24 protein-coding genes are annotated in these 23557 nt (G+C 64.1%); 18 read left to right on the top strand and 6 right to left on the bottom strand.

Annotated features, from left to right (window positions below):
- Positions 1-48 precede the first annotated feature (48 nt).
- On the top strand, positions 49-1131 hold the full coding sequence (locus VSX77_RS14285) for an AI-2E family transporter (protein WP_338425275.1): 1083 nt from the start codon (positions 49-51) through the stop codon (positions 1129-1131).
- Positions 1132-1256: 125 nt separating this feature from the next.
- On the opposite strand, the gene VSX77_RS14280 is transcribed toward VSX77_RS14285, so the two are convergent.
- Positions 1257-2711, bottom strand: coding sequence for a coniferyl aldehyde dehydrogenase (locus VSX77_RS14280; RefSeq protein ID WP_338425274.1), 1455 nt, complete (start codon positions 2709-2711; stop codon positions 1257-1259).
- 251 nt (positions 2712-2962) lie between these two features.
- Here VSX77_RS14280 and VSX77_RS14275 point away from each other — a divergent pair, with 251 nt between their 5' ends.
- The 3 genes from VSX77_RS14275 (at position 2963) to VSX77_RS14265 (ending at position 5988) form a co-directional block, all read left to right on the top strand.
- Entirely contained in the window at positions 2963-3793 is an 831-nt protein-coding gene (locus VSX77_RS14275; RefSeq protein ID WP_338425273.1) for a 23S rRNA (adenine(2030)-N(6))-methyltransferase RlmJ, read from the top strand.
- A 305-nt stretch (positions 3794-4098) separates the two neighbouring features.
- A complete protein-coding gene (locus VSX77_RS14270) occupies positions 4099-5286 on the top strand; it encodes an acetyl-CoA C-acyltransferase (protein ID WP_338425272.1) in 1188 nt (395 codons plus the stop codon).
- A gap of 234 nt (positions 5287-5520) precedes the next feature.
- On the top strand, positions 5521-5988 hold the full coding sequence (locus tag VSX77_RS14265; protein WP_338425271.1) for a hypothetical protein: 468 nt from the start codon (positions 5521-5523) through the stop codon (positions 5986-5988).
- A 184-nt stretch (positions 5989-6172) separates the two neighbouring features.
- Here VSX77_RS14265 and VSX77_RS14260 read toward each other — a convergent pair whose 3' ends face one another.
- On the bottom strand, positions 6173-6631 hold the full coding sequence (locus tag VSX77_RS14260) for an SH3 domain-containing protein (RefSeq protein ID WP_338425269.1): 459 nt from the start codon (positions 6629-6631) through the stop codon (positions 6173-6175).
- A gap of 126 nt (positions 6632-6757) precedes the next feature.
- Between VSX77_RS14260 and VSX77_RS14255 the strand changes: the two genes are divergently transcribed.
- Positions 6758-7756: a 2-hydroxyacid dehydrogenase gene (locus VSX77_RS14255; RefSeq protein ID WP_338425267.1), complete on the top strand. Its 999-nt coding sequence runs from the start codon at positions 6758-6760 to the stop codon at positions 7754-7756.
- A gap of 206 nt (positions 7757-7962) precedes the next feature.
- Here the strand turns inward: VSX77_RS14255 and VSX77_RS14250 are convergent, their stop codons facing one another.
- From VSX77_RS14250 to VSX77_RS14240, 3 genes are all read right to left on the bottom strand, one after another.
- On the bottom strand, positions 7963-9366 hold the full coding sequence (locus tag VSX77_RS14250; protein WP_338425266.1) for an NAD(P)H-dependent flavin oxidoreductase: 1404 nt from the start codon (positions 9364-9366) through the stop codon (positions 7963-7965).
- Positions 9367-9451: 85 nt separating this feature from the next.
- Positions 9452-10621, bottom strand: coding sequence for a glycosyltransferase (locus tag VSX77_RS14245; RefSeq protein WP_338425265.1), 1170 nt, complete (start codon positions 10619-10621; stop codon positions 9452-9454).
- Positions 10618-11511, bottom strand: coding sequence for an alpha/beta fold hydrolase (locus VSX77_RS14240; RefSeq protein WP_338427279.1), 894 nt, complete (start codon positions 11509-11511; stop codon positions 10618-10620). Before VSX77_RS14240 ends, VSX77_RS14245 begins: the two co-directional genes overlap by 4 nt.
- Before the next feature lie 157 nt (positions 11512-11668).
- On the opposite strand from VSX77_RS14240, the gene astD reads away from it, so the two are divergent.
- The 7 genes from astD (at position 11669) to VSX77_RS14205 (ending at position 17671) form a co-directional block, all read left to right on the top strand.
- On the top strand, positions 11669-13114 hold the full coding sequence (astD, locus tag VSX77_RS14235) for a succinylglutamate-semialdehyde dehydrogenase (RefSeq protein ID WP_338425264.1): 1446 nt from the start codon (positions 11669-11671) through the stop codon (positions 13112-13114).
- A gap of 100 nt (positions 13115-13214) precedes the next feature.
- Positions 13215-14003 (top strand): uroporphyrinogen-III C-methyltransferase, encoded by a 789-nt coding sequence (gene cobA / locus VSX77_RS14230; protein WP_338425262.1) that lies wholly within the window; start codon positions 13215-13217, stop codon positions 14001-14003.
- Positions 14000-14296 (top strand): DUF2849 domain-containing protein, encoded by a 297-nt coding sequence (locus tag VSX77_RS14225; RefSeq protein WP_338425260.1) that lies wholly within the window; start codon positions 14000-14002, stop codon positions 14294-14296. The genes cobA and VSX77_RS14225 overlap by 4 nt, the downstream gene beginning before the upstream one ends.
- A gap of 1 nt (position 14297) precedes the next feature.
- Entirely contained in the window at positions 14298-15929 is a 1632-nt protein-coding gene (locus VSX77_RS14220; protein ID WP_338425259.1) for a nitrite/sulfite reductase, read from the top strand.
- Between the two features lie 105 nt (positions 15930-16034).
- The gene (locus VSX77_RS14215; protein ID WP_338425258.1) at positions 16035-16448 is read left to right on the top strand and encodes a DUF934 domain-containing protein; all 414 of its coding nucleotides are present in this window, start codon (positions 16035-16037) and stop codon (positions 16446-16448) included.
- Positions 16449-16488: 40 nt separating this feature from the next.
- Positions 16489-17322 (top strand): phosphoadenylyl-sulfate reductase, encoded by an 834-nt coding sequence (locus VSX77_RS14210; RefSeq protein ID WP_338427278.1) that lies wholly within the window; start codon positions 16489-16491, stop codon positions 17320-17322.
- Between the two features lie 58 nt (positions 17323-17380).
- Complete coding sequence (locus tag VSX77_RS14205) at positions 17381-17671, top strand: GIY-YIG nuclease family protein (RefSeq protein ID WP_338425257.1); 291 nt, start codon at positions 17381-17383, stop codon at positions 17669-17671.
- Between the two features lie 97 nt (positions 17672-17768).
- Here the strand turns inward: VSX77_RS14205 and VSX77_RS14200 are convergent, their stop codons facing one another.
- Positions 17769-19280, bottom strand: coding sequence for a replicative DNA helicase (locus VSX77_RS14200; protein WP_338425256.1), 1512 nt, complete (start codon positions 19278-19280; stop codon positions 17769-17771).
- Positions 19281-19410: 130 nt separating this feature from the next.
- Here VSX77_RS14200 and VSX77_RS14195 point away from each other — a divergent pair, with 130 nt between their 5' ends.
- The 6 genes from VSX77_RS14195 to VSX77_RS14170 all read left to right on the top strand — a co-directional run bounded on the left by VSX77_RS14195 (position 19411) and on the right by VSX77_RS14170 (position 23555).
- Entirely contained in the window at positions 19411-19908 is a 498-nt protein-coding gene (locus VSX77_RS14195; RefSeq protein WP_338425255.1) for a UPF0262 family protein, read from the top strand.
- Between the two features lie 2 nt (positions 19909-19910).
- Positions 19911-20666: a GH25 family lysozyme gene (locus VSX77_RS14190; RefSeq protein ID WP_338425254.1), complete on the top strand. Its 756-nt coding sequence runs from the start codon at positions 19911-19913 to the stop codon at positions 20664-20666.
- Entirely contained in the window at positions 20663-21118 is a 456-nt protein-coding gene (locus tag VSX77_RS14185; RefSeq protein WP_338425253.1) for a cytidine deaminase, read from the top strand. The genes VSX77_RS14190 and VSX77_RS14185 overlap by 4 nt, the downstream gene beginning before the upstream one ends.
- A gap of 39 nt (positions 21119-21157) precedes the next feature.
- Positions 21158-21712 carry a dCTP deaminase gene (dcd, locus tag VSX77_RS14180; protein WP_093512738.1) on the top strand — a complete coding sequence of 185 codons (555 nt, stop codon included), beginning with the start codon at positions 21158-21160 and terminating at the stop codon, positions 21710-21712.
- Between the two features lie 88 nt (positions 21713-21800).
- Positions 21801-22316 (top strand): DoxX family protein, encoded by a 516-nt coding sequence (locus VSX77_RS14175; protein WP_338425252.1) that lies wholly within the window; start codon positions 21801-21803, stop codon positions 22314-22316.
- 69 nt (positions 22317-22385) lie between these two features.
- On the top strand, positions 22386-23555 hold the full coding sequence (locus tag VSX77_RS14170; protein WP_338425251.1) for a saccharopine dehydrogenase family protein: 1170 nt from the start codon (positions 22386-22388) through the stop codon (positions 23553-23555).
- The last annotated feature ends 2 nt before the right edge of the window (positions 23556-23557 follow it).

Raw genomic sequence — 23557 nt, 5'->3', positions numbered from 1 at the left:
ATACTTTCCGTCTAGTGGATAAGCGGCTTCGTGCATAAGATGAGGCATATGATTGAGCAGAACAAGGCATGCCCCGCCCCCACCGAGGCGCCTCTCGCGCCCGCTTTCGGCCCCGGACGGATCGCGATGGCAGCGGCCATCGTGATCGCTATCGTCGGCGTCGCATGGCTCGCTGTCAGCCTGACGCGCTTTTTCATGCTGGTTTTTGCGGCCGTCGTGCTCGGCGCGGTGTTCGATGCGATCGCAAGTGCGCTCGTGCGCCGCGTGCGCGTCGGGCGTGGCATTGCGCTCGCGCTGTCGGTTGCCGGGATCGTGGCCGTCTTTGCCGGCGCCTTCATTCTCTTCGGATCGCAGCTCGCGCGCGAGATCGATACGATTCAGCAGCAACTGCCGCAGGCCCTGCGCGGAGTCGAGGCGTTCCTTGATCGCTATGGCCTTGGCGCGCGCGTGCGCGAACTCGCCGAGGTGGGGAGCCAGGATTTTTCGCAGCTCGTCTCGCAAGCCGGAGGCTATGCGCTCGCCGCGGGCAGCGGGGTCGCCGATTTCGTGCTTGTGCTCGTTGCGGCAATCTTCCTCGCCAGCGATCCCGCCACCTATCGTCGCGGGCTGCTCATGTTGATGCCTGCGCGCGCCGAGCCGACGGCGGCGCTCGCGCTCGACGATGCGGCGCGCGGACTGAAGGGCTGGATGGTGGGACAGGCCGTATCCTCGCTCGTCGTCGCGGCGCTCACCTGGGCGGGGCTTGCATTGCTCGGCGTGCCCGCGGCGGGCGGGCTCGGCCTGATTGCCGGCCTGCTCGACGTCATTCCAATGATCGGGCCGATCATTGCCGGCATCCCCGCCGTCCTGCTCGCCTTCACAGTGTCGCCGATGACCGCGCTGTGGACGCTGGTCCTGTTTCTGGTCATTCAGCAGCTTCAGGGCAATTTCCTGCAACCGATGATTCAGAAGCAAGCGGTCGACGTGCCGCCCGCGGTGCTGCTGTTCGCGGTCGTCGCGGCCGGGCTGTTGTTCGGGTTCCTGGGCGTGCTGCTCGCGGCGCCGTTGACGGTGGTGATCTTTGTGCTGATTCAGCGGGTGTATGTAAAAACCTTGCTGGGCAAGGACGTCAAGATCGCTGGGGCGGATTGAGGCTGTGACGAAAATCCGTTCGTGCTGAGCTTGTCGAAGCACCGTCCTTCTTTTTGTAGCATCAAAGAGAAGGAACGGCCCTTCGACAAGCTCAGGGCAAACGGAATAGGGGCTTGCTTCTTCCCCTACTTCTTCAGTTCCTTCGCCAGCGTCTTCGCCGTCGCCTTGCCATAGGGCGGTTTGAATCCAGCCAGCCCTGCGACATCGAGTTTGGGCTGGCGGTACACCGCGCGGGCGTGGCTGAACGTGCGAAAGCCGTCGACCCCGTGATAATTGCCCATTCCCGACGGTCCGACGCCGCCAAAGGGCAGATCCTCCATCGCGTTGTGGAACAGCACATCGTTGACCGTCACCCCGCCCGAGATCGTCCGCGTCAGTACGCGGTCCTCCTCGCTCTTGTCGTGCCCGAAATAATAGAGGCCGAGGGGGCGGTCGTGGGCGTTTACATAGTCGATGGCGTCGTCGATCGTCTTGTAGGTCTTGACCGGCAGGATCGGGCCGAAAATTTCCTCCTGCATCACTTTCATGTCGTCGGTCGGGTTGCGGACGATATGGAGCGGCATCTTGTGGCCGTTGGCGCTCGCGAAATCTTCTCCGCTCGGATTGACCTCGATCACCTCGGCGCCCTTGTCGCGCGCGTCGGTGAGGTAAGATTGCAGGCGGTCGTAATTGCGCGTGTTCACCACCGACGTATAATCGTCGTTCGACAGCAACGTCGGATAGAGCGCGGCGGCGCCCTTGGTCACGCTGTCGATTACCTCAAGTTCCTGATCGTCGGCGACGAGCAGATAGTCGGGGGCAAGGCAGATCTGCCCGGCATTCATCATCTTGCCGAGCGCAACGCGCTGGCCGACCAGATCCTTGTTCGCACTGCGCCCGATAAAGGTCGGCGACTTGCCACCAAGCTCCAGCGTCACCGGAACCAGATTATCTGCGGCGGCGCGCATGATGTGCCGCCCGACGCTCGTCGCGCCGGTAAAGATCATATGGTCGAAAGCGAGCTTCGAAAAGGCGATTCCGACCTCCGCGTCGCCGGTGAACACCGCCATTTCGCTCGCGTCGAAATATTCAGGCACCAGCCGCGCCATCAATGCCGAGACATGTTCGGTAAACTCGCTCGGCTTCACCATCGCGCGATTGCCCGCCGCGAGGATACCCGCCATCGGCACGAACACCATGCCGACGGGGAAATTCCACGGCGCGACGACGCCGACGACGCCCTTCGGCTGATAGACGACCTCGGCCTTCGCGCCTAGCAGGCCCAGCGGAAAGGTGGGCTTGCGCTTCTCGCCCTTCGCCCAGCTCGCCATATGTCTTTTTGCGTGTTTCAGCGCGCTCACCGACGGCATGATGTCGGTCATCAGCGTCTGTTCGCGGCTGCGATGCCCGAAATCCTCGCTCACCGCCTTCGCGAAATCCTCGGCATGATCGACGAGCATCGCGATCGCGCGGTCGATGCGGTCGGTACGCACTGCCAGACTTTCGGGCATCGCCGCGGTAAAGCTCGCTTTCTGCGCCGCCAGCACCGCGTGCATCCGCGCCGTTTCACCGGCAATATCCTGCTTGATCGCGCTCGCCATGACCCGTCTCCCTGTTTTGGACTTGCACGACTTCACCATGACGCACGGCTAGTTGCAAGTTGAAACCTGCGTACGCGATGGACCCGCCTCGGCCGTCGATCGCGACGCCGGAGTTCGGGCCGCACGCAGAATGTTTTGAAGCTTTCCGTCGAACCCTATACGGGCACCCGACCCGATGTTTCCACCGCTCGCGCCCGGCTCCCGCGCCGTACCGCCCGTGCGGAGGCAGAACGCCAGGATTTTGAATTACGATGAATTATCGCCACAGCTTTCATGCCGGCAACAGCGCCGATGTCGTCAAGCATGGCCTGCTGATCGCGCTCGTGCGCGCCTTACAGCAAAAACCGGGCGCGCTGACCCTTATCGACACCCATGCCGGCTGCGGGCTGTACGACCTTGGCAGCGACGAGGCGAGGCGCACGGGTGAGGCGACAGCCGGCGTATTGCGAGCCTTTGCCGACGCCAACCCGTTGCTGGACGATTACCGCGCCGCCGTACGCGCGGTAAATGCCGGGGCCGAACCGCGTCTCTACCCCGGTTCGCCGCAGGTTCTGGCCCAGTTGCTGCGCCCTCAGGACTTCCTGATCCTCAACGAAAAACATCCCGATGACGCCTATGCCTTGCGCGGCTCCATGCGCGGTACACCCGCCGCCGTGCACCAGCGCGACGCTTATGAACTGTGGCTGGCTATGCTGCCGACGCGCACCCCGCGCGGCGTGGTGGTCGTCGATCCGCCCTATGAACAGACCGATGAACGCGCCCGCATCGCGTCCACGCTCGCCGCTGCGCATCGCAAATGGGCGCATGGCGTGACGGTGATCTGGTATCCGCTGAAAGACCGCGAGACGCATTGGCGGTGGAAACAGCAGCTGCGCAAGCTCGGCATCCCGAAATTTCTGGTGGTCGAACATTGGCTGTACGACCGCGAACAGCCCGGCATCTACAACGGAGCGGGCCTGTTCATCATAAACCCGCCCTACGCCTTCACGCAGGCGCTGCCGCCGTTGCTGGAAGCCACGCGCGCCGCGCTGGCGCCCGATGGCCATCGGGGAAAAATCATCTGCGAATGGCTGGATGATTAGGAAACTCGCCTTGTCCTCGCCCCCTGAAAAACCGCTTTCCTACTATGGTTCGCTATGCTTCAAGGTGATCGGCGCCCTTCCCGCTCCCGCCCGCCACTGCACCGTCGATCGTCGCGGGCCGCACGCCTAACGGATTCGCCATTGGGCTGAACTTCACTGAACTTTGCCCTCATGGCGTCAGTTTCAGCCGCCCTTCGCCCCGCAAAACGCGAGCCGGGCCGATCGTGCCTCCTGCCCCTTTCGCATGTGCAGCATTTCGGCTAAGCGACCCGCCGACGTATCTTTCCCCTACGGAGTCTCTCGATATGACCGCCACTGATCCCGTCGTTTTCCTGTCCTATGCCCGCACCCCGATGGGCAGTATGCAGGGCAGCCTGTCGGACGCGAGCGCGACCGATCTCGGCGCGACCGCGGTCAAGGCAGCGGTCGAACGCGCCGGCGTTTCGGGTGACGACATCGAGCGTATCTATATGGGATGCGTCCTGCCCGCCGGGCTCGGCCAGGCGCCGGCGCGCCAGGCCGCGATCAAGGCGGGCCTGCCGAAGTCGGTGCAAGCAACCACCGTCAACAAAGTGTGTGGCTCCGGGATGCAGACCGTCATCATGGGCGCCGAAGCCCTCGCCGCAGGCAGCGTCGACCTGATCGTCGCGGGCGGCATGGAATCGATGACTAACGCGCCCTATTTGCTCAAGAAGCATCGCTCGGGCGCGCGCATCGGTCACGATACCGCCTATGACCATATGTTCCTCGACGGGCTGGAAGACGCCTATGAGGCGGGCCGCGCGATGGGCACCTTCGCTCAGGACACCGCCGACGCCTATCAGCTGAGCCGCCAGGAGCAGGACGATTATACGCTTGAGTCGCTAAGCCGCGCCAAGGCCGCGATCGCCGGCGGCGCATTCGCCGCAGAAATCGCGCCGGTCACGATTGCAGGTCGCAAGGGCGACGTGATTGTCGATACGGACGAGGCCCCCGGCAAGGCGATGCCCGACAAGATTCCGACGCTGAAGCCCGCCTTTGCCAAGGACGGCACGATCACCGCGGCGACCAGCTCGTCGATCTCGGACGGCGCCGCCGCGGTTGTCCTCACCCGCCAGTCGGTTGCCGATGCCAAGGGTGCGAAGTCCGTCGCTCGCCTTGTCGCACACGCCGCCCATGCGCAGGAGCCCAAGGATTTCACCGTCGCCCCCGTCGGCGCGATCAACAAATTGCTCGCCAAGACCGGCTGGAGCATTAGCGACGTCGATCTGTTCGAGGTCAACGAAGCCTTCGCCTGCGTCGCGATGTTCGCGATGCACGACCTCGGCATTCCGCACGACAAGATCAACGTCCACGGCGGCGCGACCGCGCTCGGTCACCCCATCGGCGCTAGCGGCACGCGCATCATCACCACGCTGATCGCGGCGTTGCAACGCCACGGAAAAAAGCGCGGCATCGCGAGCCTGTGCATCGGTGGCGGCGAAGCGACCGCGGTGGCGATCGAGCTGATCTGACGACAAAATCCCGGTGGTTGCGAACCCGGCGAAAGCCGGTTCGCGCCACGATTGAAAGTTCCTGGCACTCATCGCAAGATCGCGCCACCCCATCGAAACTCCGCGACAAATTGCGACACTAATGACCTGAACATAAACGCTCCATTCCGGCACCGTTCAAACGGACGCGCCTAATGCTCTTCCTGTCGTCGGGCAGATCTCCCCTCCCCCTGACGGATTTGAAAGGAATGGCACATGAAGAAGATGAAATTTCTCACCGCCGGTCTGATCGCCGCGATGATCGTCCCGGCGGCCGCGCAGGCGCAGACGCGCGAGATCCGTGAAGACCGGCGCGATGTCCGCGAGGAGCGCCGCGAATATAAGGATGCCGTCCGCTATGGCGACCGCGACGACGTGCGCGAGGAACGTCGCGAATATAACGACGCCCGCCGCGACCTTCGCGACAGCAAGCAGGATTGGCGCCGCGACAAGCGTTATCAGAACTATCGCGCGCCCTTCCGCTATCAGTCGTTCGGCGTCGGCGTGACGCTGCGCCCGACCTATTATGCGCCGGCCTATCGCCCGGCGTGGGACAGCCGTTGGGGCGTGCCGAGGCCGGGCCGTAACCTGGCCTATGTGCGCCATTACAATGACCTTTTGCTGGTCAATGTACGCAGCGGCAAGGTGGTCCGCGTCTATCGCAACCATTTCCGCTGGCGTTAAGCCTCGCGGATGACGAAGAGGGCCGGGCGGGCGACCGTCCGGCTTTCTTTTTGTTGGCGGATTGGATGACGGCTTTAAGGTGGTGAGCTGAAGTTCGACGCGACGGAAGCCCCTCCCCTTTAGGGGAGGGGTTGGGTTTCCTTATGTCCGCTTTCAGTCGGAACCCGCCGCTCCCGCGCCGCCCTTAATCGCCCCAGATATGATCCGTTTCGATCCACCCCTTGCGGCCCTTGACGTCAAAGCGGCACCAGCCATCCTTGCACTCGGTAATCCGTCCGACGACGCCGGGCTCGGCACGATAGGCAATTGCCGCGGATGGGCTGGGCTCCGCGCGCAGCGGACGCACCCCGCCGGTAACGATCGCGGTGCGTGTTCGGCTCAAGAGCCGTGCCGCCATCCAGCCTCGCGTGCCATCGGGGTCTTCGATGCGGCGCCAGTTTTCGTGACGCGCGATCACTTTTACCGGCAAATCCTTGCGCCGATATTCCCACAATACCGGCACGTCGGGCGACGGCCCTTTGCGCATCCGCGCCTCGTCGACGCTGATCGACGCCCAATAGGGGAGTTCGGGGTCCGATTGCGCAGAAGCCGGTCCCACGACGGCGAGGCTGAGCAAAATCAGGGCAAATTTGCGGCTGGTCATCCCCTTCCCTTGTCAAACTCACGCACCTTTATCAACCGGCCGTATCGGGCAAAGGCGCGGTCATCCACAGTCCTAACCCCGCCTGCCCCCTTGACCCCTCCGCGCGAGCGCGCTCTATCGGCGGCCATGCCCGATTCATCCCGTCCGAAACGCCCGCGCGTCATCGTCACCCGCCAGCTGATGCCGCATGTCGAAGCGCGCATGGCCGAATTGTTCGACGTGGCGCTGTCAGCGCACGACCAAGCCTTTACGAAGGACGAGCTGAAAGCTGCCGTCGCCGATTGCGACGTTTTCGTCCCGACCGTGACCGACACGATCGACGCTGAGGTGATCGCAGCGGCGGGCGAACGGCTTAAACTGATCGCCAATTTCGGCGCCGGGGTCGATCATATCGACCTCGCCGCCGCGCGCGCGAAGGGCATCATGGTGTCGAACACGCCGGGGGTCTTTACCGAGGACACCGCCGACATGACGATGGCGCTGATCCTCAGCGTCCCGCGGCGATTGGCCGAGGGCGAGAAGCTGATGCGATCGGGCAAATGGGCCGGCTGGGCGCCGAGCGCGATGCTCGGGCACCGCGTCGGCGGCAAGCTGCTCGGCATCATCGGCATGGGACGCATCGGCCTCGCGGTCGCGCGCCGCGCGCGCGCGTTCGGTCTGTCGATCCATTACCACAACCGCCGGCGACTGCCCGAGACGATCGAGGAAGAATTGGGCGCGAGCTATCATGCCAGCGTCGACACGCTGCTGCGCATCAGCGACGTCGTGACGATCCATTGTCCGCACACTGCCGAAACGCACGAAATGGTCAACGCCGCGCGCATCGGCGCGATGAAGCCGACCGCCTATCTCATCAACACCGCGCGCGGCGAGATCGTCGACGAAAAGGCGCTGATCGCGGCGCTCCAGAGCGGCCGCATCGCTGGGGCCGGGCTCGACGTCTATACACACGAGCCTGCGGTCGACCCCACGCTGCTCGCGCTCCAAAATGTCGTGCTGCTCCCGCACCTCGGTTCGGCGACGATCGAAGGCCGCGAAGCATCGGGCGAAAAGGTTATCGCCAATATCCGCGCCTGGTGCGACGGACACCGCCCGCCCGATCAAGTGCTGGAGGGATGGGTCTGAGGCTTGCCGCTGGTTGGGCTCGCACAAAGCCACGAAGCCATAAAGAAATCCCTCTATTCCGTTCGTGCTGAGCTTGTCGAAGCACCGTACTTCTTCGACGTTTAAGGACAGGACGACCCTTCGACGAGCTCAGGGCGAACGGAGTTTAGAACCTCTTGGTGCCTTCATCGCTTTGTGCGAGTTTCAAAACCAACCAAGTGCGCCGCTCAATCCCCGGTCAAAATCCGATCGACCAGCTGCTTCACCGTCGGCGTGAAGTTGTTCGAATAAAAGGGATCGGTCTTGAAATTGAATGCGGCGTGGCCCGCGAACATCAGATTCTGTTCGACGTCGCCGCCGTGCGCGATGTCCTGCAGCGTCTTCTGGATACAGAAACTGCGCGGATCGGCGAGATAGCCGGTGGTGTAATCGTCATGGTCCTTCCACGACGAAAAACCGCAATGCGACAGGCAACCCATGCAGTCGGTCTGGTCCTTGCGGATCATCGCCTTGTCGGCGTCGGTCACGAACACGACCGTATTGTCAGGGGTCTTCAGCGCCTCGGTATAGCCTTCGGCATACCAGTCGCGGGCGCGGTCCCGGTCGTGCGGGGTGACCCAGAAATTCTTGCCCTTTACCCCGACATCGAGCTGGACGACATGATCGCCCGCTTCCTGTTTCGAATAGGGAATCTGGCGTTCCGAGCGCGCCTCAAGGTCGCGCAGAAAGGGGTTCCGCACCGCGCTCGAATAAAATCCGGTCGGTGAAAAACGATGGAGCAGCACATCGCCCTCGTCGAGCGTGCGCAGCCGGTCCTTCCACTGTTGCGGGATCGGGCTTTCCTCGGTCAGCAGCGGGCGCGTGCCGTACTGGAAGACGATCTGGCCGAGCTCGGGATTGTCGATCCAATCCTCCCAGTCGCGCAGATACCAGACGCCGCCCGCCATCACGATCGGCACGTCGTCGGCGATCCCCTCGGCACGCATCGTCTCGCGCACCGCCGCGACGCGCGGATAGGGATCCTGCGGCACCAGCGGGTCTTCGGCGTTCGACAGGCCATTATGTCCGCCCGCGAGCCATGGGTCTTCATACACTACCGCGCCCAGCAGATGCGGCACCTTGCTGTAAGCGCGCTTCCACAGCGCGCGAAAGGCGCGCGCCGAGCTGATGATCGGCAGGTACAGAACATTGTGCCGCGCCGCGATTTCGCTGAGCTTGTACGGCATTCCCGCGCCGCAGGTGACGCCCGCGACCAGACCCTTGGTGCGTTCCAGCACGCCTTCCAAAATCTGCTGCGCGCCGCCCATTTCCCACAGGACGTTGATGTTGATCGCGCCCTTGCCGCCCGACACGTCATAGGCGCGCTTGACCTGTGCTACCGCACCCTCAATGCCATATTGGATCAATTCTTCATGCCGTTCGCGGCGCGTCAGCGCACGATAGATTTGCGGAATGATCTTGCCCTCGGCGTCATAGCTGTCGGCATTGACCGCCGACACGGTACCGATACCGCCCGCCGCCGCCCAGGCACCGCTCGACATATGGTTCGTCGCCGACACGCCCTTGCCGCCTTCGACGAGCGGCCACACTTCACGCCCGCCGTAAAGAATGGGCTTCAAACCTTTGAACACGCTAAACCTTCTCTCTTTCCGCCGATGCGCGATCGCGAACCGGCTCCCCGTTACCGCTTGCGTAAGCGGAAATTCGGCCCGCTTGTCAATCGACGCCGACCCATCCGCCGCTGAACGGCCCATAACCTTGAAGGGCGCGAGCATAGAGCTTTTCGTAAGCGCCGACCATATCGGATTCGTCGAACCGCGCCGCCGCGGCGCGCCGGTTGGCCGCGCCCACATCCGCGCGCAGCGACGCTTGTTCGCACAGTTGCGTAAGCGCTGCGCGGAAACCTGCCTCGTCGGCGGCGACGTATGGCCGGTTCGCCTCCGAAACCATCGCGGCGACGTCGCCGACGTCGGGGCTGACCACCGGCAAGCCTGCGGCCATCGCCTCGATCACCGCAATCGGCGCCTGCTCGCTGAGCGACGAAAGCGCCAGCAGGTCGAAATGCCCGATCCAGCGCGCGGGTTTGGCCATGAAGCCAGGCATGACGAGGCGATCGGCCAGGCCGCACGCCGCGGCTTGGGCCTTAATGGCATCACGCTCCGGCCCCTCGCCGACGATCGCCAGCCGGACATTGGAGGGCAGCGTCGCCACCGCGCGCACCAGCCGGGGCAGATCCTTGACCTTGCGCAGCCCGGCGACGGTACCGATCACCACCTCGCCCGGCCGCCGCTGCAGCCCCGGAATCGCAACCGATGGCGGGGCCTGATAGGAGGCGGTGTCGATCCCGTTGCGGATCACCGCCCGTTCGCCCGCGCGCCATTCATCCGCCGCGATCCGTTCGAGCAGCGTTGACGGCACCACCAGCGCCTGGGCGGTTGGCAGCGCAAGGCGCCGGAACATGTTGCGTTTCCAGTTGCGACGGACGCTTTCATCCTCGTTGAAGCCGTCCTCATGATGGATCAGCGGCGGCAGACGATTGCGGCGTGAGAATATGCGGTGCGCCATCACCCCGTCCATCGCCCCCCAATTATAGCTGAGCACGAGGTCGAAGCCGCCCATGTATCGCGCCAGCATCCGATAGCGGTCGAGCGATGGTTTTCCGTGCAGCGGCGGCGCATCCTGCGGAAAATCCACACCAATGGCGGGATCAATCGCCTCACGGGCACCAAGTGCCTCCGGCACGGCCGACAGGATGGTGTGACGCGCGCGACCCCCCATCAGGTTCATCAGCCGCACCGCCCGCGCTTCCTTGCCGCCGAGCGAAAAGCTCGAATGGAGGTGCAGGATGCGGACCGGCCAGCGCGCCTGGGACTCGCGGGCGCTCACGCTTGCGGTAGTTCCGCCGCCCACGCGTCGATCGCCGCGCGCGCTTCGGGTTCGTCCATCGTCGGCGCGTGGCCGACCCCCGGCACTTCGACGAAGCGCGCGCCGGGCAATTCGGCGGCCATTTTTTCCGCCGCACTGCGCGCCAATATGTCCGACAGCGCGCCGCGCAGGATCAGCAGCGGCATATCCGCGAGCGCGCGATAGGCGGGCCACAGGTCGATGCCCGCGTCGCCGCCGTTGGGAACGCGCAGCGGCGCCGCGATCTGCTTGTCGTAATCGGTGACGATCCGCCCTTCTGGGGTCAGCTTGTGCGTGCGCTTGGTCAGCCGCAGCCAGTCGTGAATCCCATAATCGGGATAAATGGCGCCGTTTAGGTCGGCAAAGGCGCGCGCGGCGTGAATCCACGTCGGCTGGCTGCCCCCCGCGCCGATATAGTCGCGGATGCGCTCGAGCCCCGCCGCCTGAAGCTCGGGCCCGACGTCGTTGAGCACCGCGCCGACGATCCGCCCCGGCAGGCTCGCCGCCATCAGCATCGACACAAGCCCGCCGAGCGAGGTGCCGATCGTCGCAAAGCGCGTGATGCCGAGATCGTCGAGCAAGGCCACGACGTCCTGCACATAGGTAAGCGGGACGTAGGTCATCGCATCCTTGGCGTAGGCGCTTTCGCCGCGGCCGCGAAACTCGATCACGATGATCTTCCGCCACTTTGCCAGATGCGGGGCCAGTTCCTCGAAATCGCGGGCGTTGCGCGCAAGGCCGGGCATACACAGGATCGGCGGCGCGTCCTCGCTTCCGTCGGGTCCGGCATAGACGCGTGCGTGCAGCCGGACGCCGTCATGCGACCACCAAAAATGGTCGGCCCATTCGCGGCGGCTGTCCTGTCTGGCCAGAATCGATCGTCCCCTTGGATATTCGCCCCGCTCGCCACGACGCGCAGGATTCGCGGCAAGTCTATCGCCAACCCGGCCCCAAGGTGCAAGCAATCCGTCGCGAAAGCGCCCGTCGCGGTTGCCGCCGCCGGCTTTCGCCGATAAGAGCGGGTCGACCATGAGCGAAGAGCTGCTTTCCTTCGAACCCGCCACCGGCGAACAGCTTTGGCGCGGCACGGTGAGCGACGTCGACGCCGAGGTCGAGATTGCGCGGCGCGCCTGGCCCGAATGGGCGGCAAAACCCGTCACTTTTCGCACCGAGACGCTGCGCCGTTTCGCCGATCGGGTGAAAGCCGAGGGCGACGCGCTCGCTGACCTGATTGCGCGCGAGACCGGCAAGCCGCTCTGGGAAGCGCGCACCGAGGTCGAATCGGTCGCGAACAAGGTCGATATTTCGGTCAAGGCTTACGCCGAACGCACCCCCAATCGCCGCATCGAAGGCGCGATGGGTCTGCGGAGCGCCGTGCGTCACAAACCGCACGGCGCGCTCGCGGTGCTCGGCCCCTATAATTTCCCGGCGCATTTGCCGAACGGCCATATCGTCCCCGCGCTGATCGCGGGCAATTCGGTCGTCTTCAAACCGTCCGAGAAAACTCCGGCGGTCGGCGCCAAGCTCGTCGAACTGTTCCACAGCGCGGGCGTGCCGGCCGAAGTGCTGCGCCTTGTCATCGGCGGCCCGGATACAGGCAAAGCGCTTGCCGGCCATCCCGGCATCGACGGGCTGCTCTTCACCGGATCGGCGCGCACCGGGCTGGCCCTGAGCCGCCAGTTCGCGGGGCAGCCGGGCAAGATGCTCGCGCTCGAAATGGGCGGCAACAACCCGATCGTTGCGTGGGACACCGCCGACATTCGCACTGCGGCGATCATCATCGTCCAGTCGGCGTTCCTCAGCGCCGGGCAGCGATGCAGCAACGCGCGGCGGCTGATCGTCAGGGACAGCCTCGCCGATGCACTGATCGACGAAGTGCGCGACCTTGCGAACCGGCTAATCGTCGATCATCCGCACGCCGACCCCGCGCCCTATATGGGCCCGGTGATCGACAATGACGCGGCCGACGCGCTCACCGAAAGCTTTCTGATCCTGATGTCGAACGGCGGGCAGGTTATCCGCCACATGACGCGCCCGGTTGCTGATCGCCCATTCCTGACCCCCGGCATCATCGACGTCACCGCGATGACGGAGCGCCCCGACGTCGAACTGTTCGGCCCGCTGATGCAGGTGATCCGCGTCGAGACGTTCGAGGCGGCGATTGCCGAGGCGAACAATACTGCATTCGGCCTGTCGGCGGCGCTGGTCGGCGGCACGCCGCAACTTTACGACCAGTTCTGGGCCAATGCGCGCGCCGGGGTAATCAACTGGAACCGCCCGACCAACGGCGCCTCGTCGGCCGCCCCCTTTGGCGGCATCGGCCTGTCGGGCAATCATCGCCCGAGCGCCTTTTACGCCGCCGATTATTGCGCCTATCCGGTCGCGAGCGCCGAAAGCGACGCGATGCGGGCCTCGATCGGCGTGGGGTTGCGCGATCCCGAAGGATCACAGCTGGTGACGAAGAAGTACCTCTAAGGCCCGTCATTGCGGTGGAACACGGCGGCGCAATTTTACCTACACCCCCGCCAACAAAGCCTGCTTTGCGCTTTTGAGGCGGGCAAACCATGTTTCCAGCATGGAAAAGACTCTCCCTCCTGCGGGCAAGCTTTGGCTGGTCGGCGCCGGTCCCGGTGATCCCGACCTGCTGACATTGCGCGCCGCACGGCTGCTGCAAAGCGCCGATCTCGTCGTCCATGACGGCCTCGTCGGCGAAGCTGTGCTTGCGCTGATCCCGCCGCATGTTGAGCGGATCAGCGTTGCCAAGCAGCGCAGCCGTCACACGATGAAGCAGGAACTGATCAACGCGCTGCTCGTCAAGGAAACGCTGGCCGGAAAGCAGGTCGTGCGCCTGAAAGGCGGCGACCCCTTCATCTTCGGCCGCGGCGGCGAGGAACTCGATGCGGCGCGCGACGCGGGCGTTGCGGTCGAGGTCGTCCCCGGCATCACCGCGGCCGCGGGCTGCGCCGCGCAGGCGGGCCTCCCCCTCACTCACCGCGATGACGCGAGCGCGGTCAGCTTCGTTGCGGGCCAGTGCAAGGATCTTTCCGATCAGGACTGGTCGGGGCTTGCAGGCCATGGCCGCACGCTCGTTATCTATATGGGCCTCGCGACCGCCAGCGCGATCGCCGACAAGCTGATCGCCGACGGCGTTTCGCCCGATCTGCCCGCCGCGGTGGTCGAGCGCGGCACAACCAAGGATGCCCGCATCCTGCGCACCCTGCTCGCCGACCTCGGCGACCTCGTCGCGCGCGAAAAGGTGCAAAGCCCGGCGCTGATCATCGTCGGCAAGGTCGCGGCGCGCGCCGATGCGCTCGACTGCCTCGGCGCACCTGGCGTCGCCGAAAAATTGGGGAATTTTGCATGAAACTGCTCACGGGTAACGACCTGAAAACAGGATTTGTCACCTGGTGGACCGGCAGCGACTGGTCACTGCATATCGAGGACGCCGCCGATGTCGGCGAGCATGGCGAGGCGATCCTTGCCGCCGAGGAGGGCGCGCGCCGGGTTAACGCCCCCTATATCATCGCGGGCGAGATGACGCCCGACGGCCCGCGCCCCGCGCATATCAAGGATCGTATCCGCGCGCTCGGCCCCACCGTGCGCCCCGACCTGACTTTGAAACCCGCCGATCCCGCGGCCGGCGACTGGGTGATCTGACATGTATAAATATGACGAATATGACCATGCGATGGTCGCGGCGCGCGTCGCCGAATTTTCGGATCAGGTGCGCCGCCGCCTCGCGGGCGAAATCACCGAGGACCAGTTCAAGCCGCTGCGCCTTATGAACGGCCTCTATCTTCAGCTTCACGCCTATATGCTGCGCGTCGCGGTGCCCTACGGCACGCTCGACAGCCGTCAGATGCGGATGCTCGCGCATATCGCGCGCAAATATGACCGCGACTACGGCCATTTCACGACGCGTCAGAATATCCAGTATAACTGGATCAAGCTGGAAGATGCACCAGCCATCCTCGAGGATCTGGCTTCGGTCGAAATGCACGCGATCCAGACAAGCGGCAATTGCATCCGCAACATCAGCTCGGACCAATGGGCGGGCGCCGCCGCCGACGAGATCACCGATCCGCGGCCGTGGGCCGAACTGCTGCGCCAATGGTCGAGCTTTCACCCCGAATTCAGCTATTTGCCGCGCAAATTTAAAATCGCCGTGATTGCCGCCGACGAGGATCGCGCCGCGATGCGCCTCCACGACATCGGCATCCAGATCGTTGAAAAGGATGGACAGCACGGCGCCGCCTTTTACGTGGGCGGCGGCATGGGTCGCACGCCGATGATCGCGCCGCTGATCAAGGATTTCGTGCCGCTCGACGATCTCTTGAGCTACGCCGAGGCGTGCCTGCGCGTGTACAATCGCTACGGCCGCCGCGACAATATTTACAAGGCGCGGATCAAGATCCTGATCCACGAGCTTGGCGCCGACGAATATCGCCGCCAGGTCGAGGAAGAGTTTGCGCATGTGAAGTCGCTCGGCATCGACCCGCCGAAGGCCGAGTTCGACCGCATCGCCGCGCAGTTCGCGCCTCCGCCGCTCGACGGGTCGGTGCCCGACGACATCGACCGCAGCGATCCCGATTTCGCGGTCTGGCTCGACCAGAATGTCGCCGCGCACAAGGTGCCGGGCCATGCGATCGTCAACATCAGCCTGAAACCCGTCGGCGGCATCCCCGGCGACGCCAGCTCGGCGCAGATCGACCTGATGGCCGACCTTGCCGAGCAATATAGCCATGACGAACTGCGCGTTACGCACGCGCAGAACATCGTCTTGCCGCACGTCCGCAAGGCCGATCTTTACGCGGTGTGGCAGGCACTCGACGCCGCGGGGCTTGCGACACCGAACCTCGACCTGATCAGCGACATCATCGCCTGTCCGGGGCTCGATTATTGCAGCCTCGCCAATGCGCGCTCGATACCGGTCGCGCAAAAGATCGCGAGGCGCTTCTCGGATCTCGGCCGTCAGAAGGAACTGGGCGAACTCAAGCTCAAGATTTCGGGTTGCATCAACGCCTGCGGTCACCACCACGCCGGCCATATTGGCATCCTTGGCGTCGATCGCAAAGGCACTGAAAATTACCAGCTTTTGCTCGGCGGATCGGGCGCGGAGGACGTCAGCCTCGGCACGATCACCGGCCCCGGCTTTGACGAGGACGGCATCGTCGATGCGATCGAGCGCGTCACCGACAAATATCTTGCGACGCGCACCGACGGCGAACGCTTCGTCGACACCTATCGCCGCGTCGGCATGGCTCCGTTCAAGGAAGCGATTTATGGGTAACTGCTCGTCAAAAATTCCGTTCGCATCGAGCGAAGTCGAGATGCCCATCGGTCGTGCGCGCCTTCACGGTGTCTCGACTTCGCTCGACACGAACGGAGAATAGAGATGGTCGAACATATTCACTCGGACGGCGAAGAACCCTGCGTCACGCTCGACGCCTTCCTCGAACAGTCGAACGCGACCGCTGTGCGGCTCGAATCCGATGAGGACGCGCGCGCGCTCATCCCTTTTCTCGACCGGCTCAAGCTGATCGAGGTCGCTTTCCCGAAGTTCCGCGATGGTCGCGGCTATTCGTCGGCGCGTATTCTTCGCGAGGCCGGTTTCACGGGCGAACTGCGCGCGCAGGGCGACGTCCTCGTTGACCAGATCGCCTATATGAAGCGCTGCGGTTTCGACAGCTTTGCGCCCGAAAAATCGCTCAATCCCGCCGATGTCGAGGCCGCGCTGTCGCGCTGGCCCGAACATTATCAGACCGCGGCCGACGGCGCGGTGCCGATATGGAAATTACGTCATGGCTGACCATGATCCCAAATTTCCGTTCGCATCGAGCGACGTCGAGATGCCCATCGACGACCCGCGCCTTCACGGTGTCTCGACTTCGCTCGGCACGAACGGAGAGGCAAATGATAGAAAGCGCGACCGCATCGACGTCGCGCCGCGTTTCACCGACGCCGACGTCATCCGCCTCAACAACCTTTTCCGCGGCCAGGACGCCGCCGAGGTCGTCGCGAGCGTGATCGGCGCGGGCCTGCTCGGCGAAACCGCGATCGTGTCGAGCTTCGGTGCCGAAAGCGCCGTCCTGCTCCATCTCGTCGCCCAAGTTGCGCCCGACATGCCGGTGCTGTTTCTCGACACAGGCAAGCATTTTCCCGAAACGCTCGCCTATCGCGACGAACTGGCGACGCGGTTGAAGCTCAACATCGTCAATCTGACTCCCGATCCCGACGATCTGGCGAAAAAGGACGCGACCGAGCTGCGTTGGTCGTACGATCCCGACGGCTGCTGCGAAATCCGCAAGGTGAAGCCGCTCGAAAAGGCGCTGGCGAGTTTCGACACCTCGATCACCGGCCGCAAGGGTTTTCAGTCGGCGACGCGGCAGGGCCTGCCGCGCTTCGAGCTCGACGGCACCACCGGCCGCCTCAAATTCAACCCGCTCGCCAACTGGACGCGCGCGATGCTCGACGACTATTTTGCCGAGCACGACTTGCCGCGGCATCCGCTGGAAGCGCAAGGTTATCCGTCGATCGGCTGCTCGCCCTGCACGTCGAAGGTCAAGCCCGGCGAAGACCCGCGCTCGGGCCGCTGGCGCGGGTGGGACAAGACCGAATGCGGGATCCACGAGGTGGTGGTGACGCCGATCGACGATGACCCAGCGAACGACCCGGCGTTCTAATCAATCGTCATCCCAGCGAAAGCTGGGATCGCTGGCCACCTTGCGCTAGGCTGTTGGCATGGGCCGGGGCGGATATGTCTATATCATGACCAACAAGCGCGGCGGCGTACTCTACATTGGAGTCACGGCCGACATTGCAGCACGCATTTTTCAACACAGAACGGGACGAGGATCGGCCTTCTGCCGAAAATACGGACTAACCATGCTTGTCCTCGCCGAGGAATATCCGACGATCGAAGAAGCAATCGCACGCGAGAAAGCGATGAAGGCTTGGAAACGACAATGGAAAATCGAGTTGATCGAAGCAAGCAATCCAGATTGGAGCGATCTGGCCGACACGTCAATCTAGCCAAACCCGTCGCCCCAGCGAAAGCTGGGGCCGCTACGGTTACAAAACCGCCGCTAACAATCCCAGCTTTCGCTGGGATGACGATTATTCTGCCAGCCTACTCATAATCCTCATACGCCTGACTATCGTCGGCTAAGTCGCTAAATTTCGTTGTCTTCGCCTCGAAGTGCAGGCGGATCTTGCCGGTCGAGCCATGGCGCGATTTGGCGACGATGACTTCGGCAAGGCCGAAAACGCGCTCCATTTCAGCCGCCCATTCCTCGTGCTGCGCGTGGATCTTGACGTCATCGCCCTCGATCGGGCGCTTGGGTTCGCGAGCGGCGACATAATAATCCTCACGGAACACGAACAGCACCATGTCGGCATCCTGTTCGATCGAGCCCGATTCGCGCAGGTCGGAGAGCTGCGGCCGCTTGTCCTCGCGGCTTTCGACCTGGCGGCTGAGCTGCGACAGCGCCATCACCGGAACGTTAAGTTCCTTCGCCAACGTCTTCAAACCGCGCGATATTTCCGAAATTTCCTGCACGCGGTTGTCGCCGCTTTTCGACGAACCCTGCAAGAGCTGAAGATAGTCGACGATGATGAAACCGATCCCGTGGCGTCGCTGCAGCCGCCGCGCGCGCGTGCGCAGCCCGGCGATCGTCAGCCCAGGCGTATCGTCGATATAGAGCGGCAGCGTCTGGAGCGTCTGCGCGGCGCGTGAGAGCTGCTGGAACTGCTCCTTGCTGATCTTGCCCATGCGCAGCGCCTCGCCCGACACCCCCGACTGTTCGGCAAGCACGCGCGTCGCCAGCTGGTCGGCCGACATTTCGAGGCTGAAGAAAGCGACCTTGGCGCCCATATTCTTTTCGGGCGGGATTCCGTCCTCTTCGTCGCGGCGCCAGCGTTCGGCGGCGTTATAGGCGATGTTGGTGGCGAGCGAGGTCTTGCCCATGCCGGGACGTCCCGCGAGGATCATCAAGTCACTGTTATGCATCCCGCCGATCTTGGCATTCATGCTCGCGATGCCGGTGGTGATGCCCGACAGATGGCCGCCCGAGTTCAAGGCGCGCTCGGCCGCTTGCAGCGCGGTGAGGCTCGCCTGGCTGAAGCTTTTGACCGACCCCATCTCGGCTTCGCCCCCCGCAACGCGATACAGCGCGGTTTCGGCTTCCTCGATCTGAGCCTGCGGATCGACGCGTTCGCTGGTATCAAGCGCGTTCTCGACGAGCGACCGCCCTACCCCGGCAAGTTCGCGCAGCAGCGCGAGGTCGAAAATCTGCCGCGCAAAGTCGCGCGCGCCGATCAGGCCCGCACCGCTGCCCGTGAGCTGCGCCAGATAACCGACGCCGCCGACCGCCTTCATCGCCTCGTCGGCCTCGAAATAGGGTTTCAGCGTCACCGGGGTGGCGATGCTGTTGCGCTCGATCAGCGCCATCGTCTGCTGAAAGATGCGGCCGTGCAGCGGCTCGAAGAAATGGTCGGGGGTCAGCGCAACGGGAAGGTCCTCGACGACTCGATTGTCGATCAGGATCGCGCCCAAAAACGCGGCCTCCGCCTCGATATTGCGGGGCAATTGACGCTCATCCCCGGTGCTTGCCGGGGTGGGGATAAGGGCTAATTCGGGCATGACGGCCTTCATGGGCCGGTGGCGGTGGCGGCGCAACCGGCGATGTCGGCAGGCATATCATAACTGTGGAATGCTGTGAATAAGTCGCCCCCCTTGCCCTTCGCCGCACGGCAGGTAGAAGCACGGTCACATGTCCGACGCCGATCCTTCCAAGCAGCGCATCATTTCAGTCGAGCTCGACGAAGGCTCGATCGTCTGGCGCAATCCGGATGTCGAGCAGGAGCGGCGCGTCGCGATCTTCGACCTTATTGAAGACAACAAGTTCGTCCCGCAGCGCGGCCATGCCGACAGCTACGCCGGGCCGTACCGGTTGAAACTGCGTGTCGAGGACGGCCGCCTGATCTTTGAAATATCACGCGAAGATGGCTCTCCGCTCGAGGCAATCATCCTCGGCCTCGGCCGCTTCCGTCGCCCGATCCGCGACTATTTTGCGATCTGCGACTCTTATTATCAGGCGATCAAGACCTCGACCGCGCAGCAGATCGAGACCGTCGATATGGCGCGCCGCGCGCTGCATAACGAAGCAGCCGAGATGTTGATGGATCGGCTCGACGGCAAGATTGCGGTCGATTTCGACACCGCACGGCGGCTGTTCACGCTGATCTGCGTGCTGCATATCAAGGGCTGACGATGAAGGCGGGGGCAATCAGGGGTGGACATGGAACAAGGAGCGGCGGCGACTGGCGCGGTGCGATCGCGCGCTTCCTGCGCCGCATCGGTGCCAGCGTCGTGCTGCTGCTCCTTGCCGCGGGTATCGCGCTGTGGTGGGCCGCGCGCTGGACGCCCGACCGCGCCATCTATCCGGTGCAGGGTGTGACGATCGACGCGGGCAATGGCGATGTCCATTGGGGATCGATCAAGGCTGCGGGCGCCGATTTCGCCTATATTGCCGCGACCAATGGCGCGGCGGGCATCGACGCGAAATTTGCACGCAATCTCATGGGCGCGCGCGACGCCGGGGTGCAGGCGGGCGCTGTCCACCGCTACAGCCTTTGCCGCCTCGCGACCGATCAGGCCGCGAATTTTATCCGCCACGTCCCGCGCCGCGCCGATTTGCTGCCGGCGGTCGTCTGGCTCGACTATGACGACCACTGCCCCGACCGGCCGACGCGCGCGCTGCTCTTGTCCGAACTCGCGACTTTCCTCGCGCAGATCGAGGCGCATATGGGCAAGCGAAGCGTGATCGCGCCGGGCCCTGCCTTCGAGGCTGATTATCAGGTGACACGCGGCATCGCGCGCACGACCTGGCTGCGGCGCGATTTCTTTGAGCCCGATTACGGCGCGCACCCGTGGGCGATGTGGCAAGCGAACGATTATGTCCGCCTGTCGGGCGCCGAAGGCACCGTCGGCTGGAATGCGCTGCGCGCACGAGGAGAGATGCGATGACCGAACCGACCCGCGACGCGCTGATCGACGCGGCGCGCGACGCCGCGAGCCGCGCTTACGCCCCTTATTCGGGTTTTCACGTCGGCGCCGCGCTGCTGCTCAAGAACGGCGACGTCGTGACCGGCGCCAATGTCGAAAATGCAAGCTACGGCCTGACGCTCTGCGCCGAAACCGCCGCGGTGGCGAAGATCGCGAACGAAGGTTGGATCGGCGAACTGGCCGAGGTCGCGATCGTCGGCGGGCGTCCCCATGGCGACGAATTGCTGGGCGCCGCCCCCGTCAATCCGTGCGGACGCTGCCGCCAGATATTGAACGAAGCCGCCGAGCGGTCGAAGGTCGATATCCTGGTCCATTGCGCTTCGGGCGACGGAGAGACGGTCAGAACCTACCGGCTCAGCCAGTTGCTGCCCGCCGCCTTTGGTCCCAAGGACCTCGGCCTCATTCCAGACTGACCGCTTGCGCAACGCCCGCCATCCCGACAAGAGACAAGCATGGCCATTCTTTCCGACCGCTGGATTCGCGAAGCCGCCCAAACGCAGGGTATGATCGAGCCTTTCGTCGAGGCGCAGCGGCGCGACGGCTGCATCAGCTATGGCCTGTCATCCTATGGCTATGACGCGCGTGTCGCGCCGGAGTTCAAGATTTTCACCAATGTCGACAGCACGATCGTCGATCCCAAGGATTTCGATCCGAAGAATTTCGTGGACCGCGAAACGGACGTCTGCATCATCCCCCCGAACAGCTTTGCGCTCGCCCGAACCGTCGAATATTTCCGCATCCCGCGCGACGTGCTCGTGATCTGCCTCGGCAAATCGACGTATGCACGCTGCGGTATCATCGTGAACGTCACCCCGCTCGAACCGGGCTGGGAGGGCCATGTGACGCTGGAGTTTTCCAACACCACCCCCCTGCCCGCCAAGATTTACGCCAACGAAGGCGCGTGCCAGTTCCTGTTCCTGCAAGGCAATGAGCCCTGCGAGACGAGCTACGCCGACCGCGCGGGCAAATATATGGGGCAAAAGGGCGTTACGCTGCCCAAGCTGTAACCGGTCGTCGGGGCACCGTCAGGAACCAGTCGTCCTCCCAAGCGTCCTCTTTGCACAAGCGGCGGGGGCATCGTTTGGAGGACGACGCATGTCGATGATCGCGGTCTTTATCGGGCGCCTTTTCATCTCGCTGATTTTTATCGTTTCGGGGATCAACAAGCTGATCCACGTCAATAATACCGATGCGATGATCACCGCCACCGGCCTTCCTTCCGGTCTGGCCATTCCGACCGGCCTGTTCGAACTGATCGCCGGCGTGTGCATCGCACTCGGCATCGCGGTGCGGCTGTGGTCGGTCCTGCTCGCGGGCTTCGTGCTTGCAACGATTCTGTTCTTTCACCGCGAATTCACCGACCCGGTACAGGCCATGGCGGCGATGAAGAACCTGGCGATTGCCGGTGGCCTCCTCTGCCTGTTCGGATATGGTCACACGCGCTGGAGCTATGATGCGCTGCGCCAGCGCCGCCGCGACGAACTCGCCGCCCGCGACGCGCAGCTGCGCGCTACCGCGGCTGAAGTGCGTGCTGCGCGAGCCGAAGGACGTGCCGAAGCCGTTGTCGGCGAGCCGGTCGTAGTCAAGAAGCGGCCCTTCTGGCGCCGCTGACGCTTGGCGCTTGGCATCGCGCGCAGGCTGCGCTAGCCTCTCCTTACGTTTACGTAAAGGGAGGCTAGCATGGCCAGCCGCGAGTTCGACATCATCGTCTATGGCGCAACGGGTTTCACCGGGCGCCTCGTCGCCGAATATCTGGCGCAGCATTATCGCGGCCGCGCCGATGCCCCCAAATGGGCGATGGCGGGGCGTAGCCTTGCCAAGCTCGCCGAGGTGCGCGACCTGATCGGCGCCGATGCCGACACGCCGCTGGTCGTCGCCGACGCGAGCGATCCCGCGAGCCTCGACGCGATGGCGGCGCGCGCCACGGTCATCCTCACCACCGTCGGCCCCTATCAGCTTTACGGCAGCGACCTCGTCGCCGCCTGCGTCCGCGCCGGCACCGCCTATGCCGACCTGTGCGGCGAGCCCGGCTGGATGCGCGAGATGATCGACACGCACGAAGCCGCCGCAAAGATGTCGGGCGCGCGGATCACTTTTTCGTGCGGTTTCGATTCGATTCCGTTCGACCTTGGCGTGCTGTTTTTGCAGGCGGAAGCGGTGCGCCGCCACGGCAAGCCCGCGCCGCGCGTCAAGGGTCGCGTGCGCAAGATGGCGGGCGGTGCGTCGGGCGGCACGATCGCAAGCCTCACCGAAACGCTGAAAGCCGTCGCCAAAAAGCCCTCGCTCGCGATGCTGCTCCAATCCTCCTTCGCGCTGACCCCCGGCTTCGAGGGGCCCTCGCAACCAACCGGGCTGATCCCCGAATATGACGGCGCCACCGGCACCTGGACCGCCCCCTTCATCATGGCGCCGATCAACACCAAGAACGTCCATCGCACCAATTTCCTGCTCGGCCACCAATGGGGCGCCGACCTCGTCTATGACGAGATGGTGATGACGACGATCGGCGATGCCGGCAAGGCGATGGCCGAAGCCATGGCCAAGGCCAACCCGTTCGGCGATTCCAAGTTGCAGCCCGGTGAGGGCCCTAGCAAGGAGGAGCGCGAAAACGGCTTCTACGACATCCTCTTCATCGGCGAATATCCGGACGGGACGACGGTGCGCGCGAGCATTCAGGGCGACCGCGACCCCGGCTACGGCTCGACGTCGAAGATGCTCGCCGAAACGGGCATGGCGTTGCTCGAAAACAAGGGCGCAGGCGGCGTGTGGACGCCGGGCGCGCTACTTGGTCAGGCGCTGATCGGCCGGCTGACCGCCAATGCCGGCCTGACCTTTCAGATCGAAAGCTAACC

Source organism: Sphingopyxis sp. TUF1 (genome assembly GCF_036687315.1).
Taxonomy (GTDB): domain Bacteria; phylum Pseudomonadota; class Alphaproteobacteria; order Sphingomonadales; family Sphingomonadaceae; genus Sphingopyxis; species Sphingopyxis kveilinensis.
Note: the sequence above shows the minus strand (reverse complement) of the source record. Positions and strands in the feature narration are given on the sequence as shown.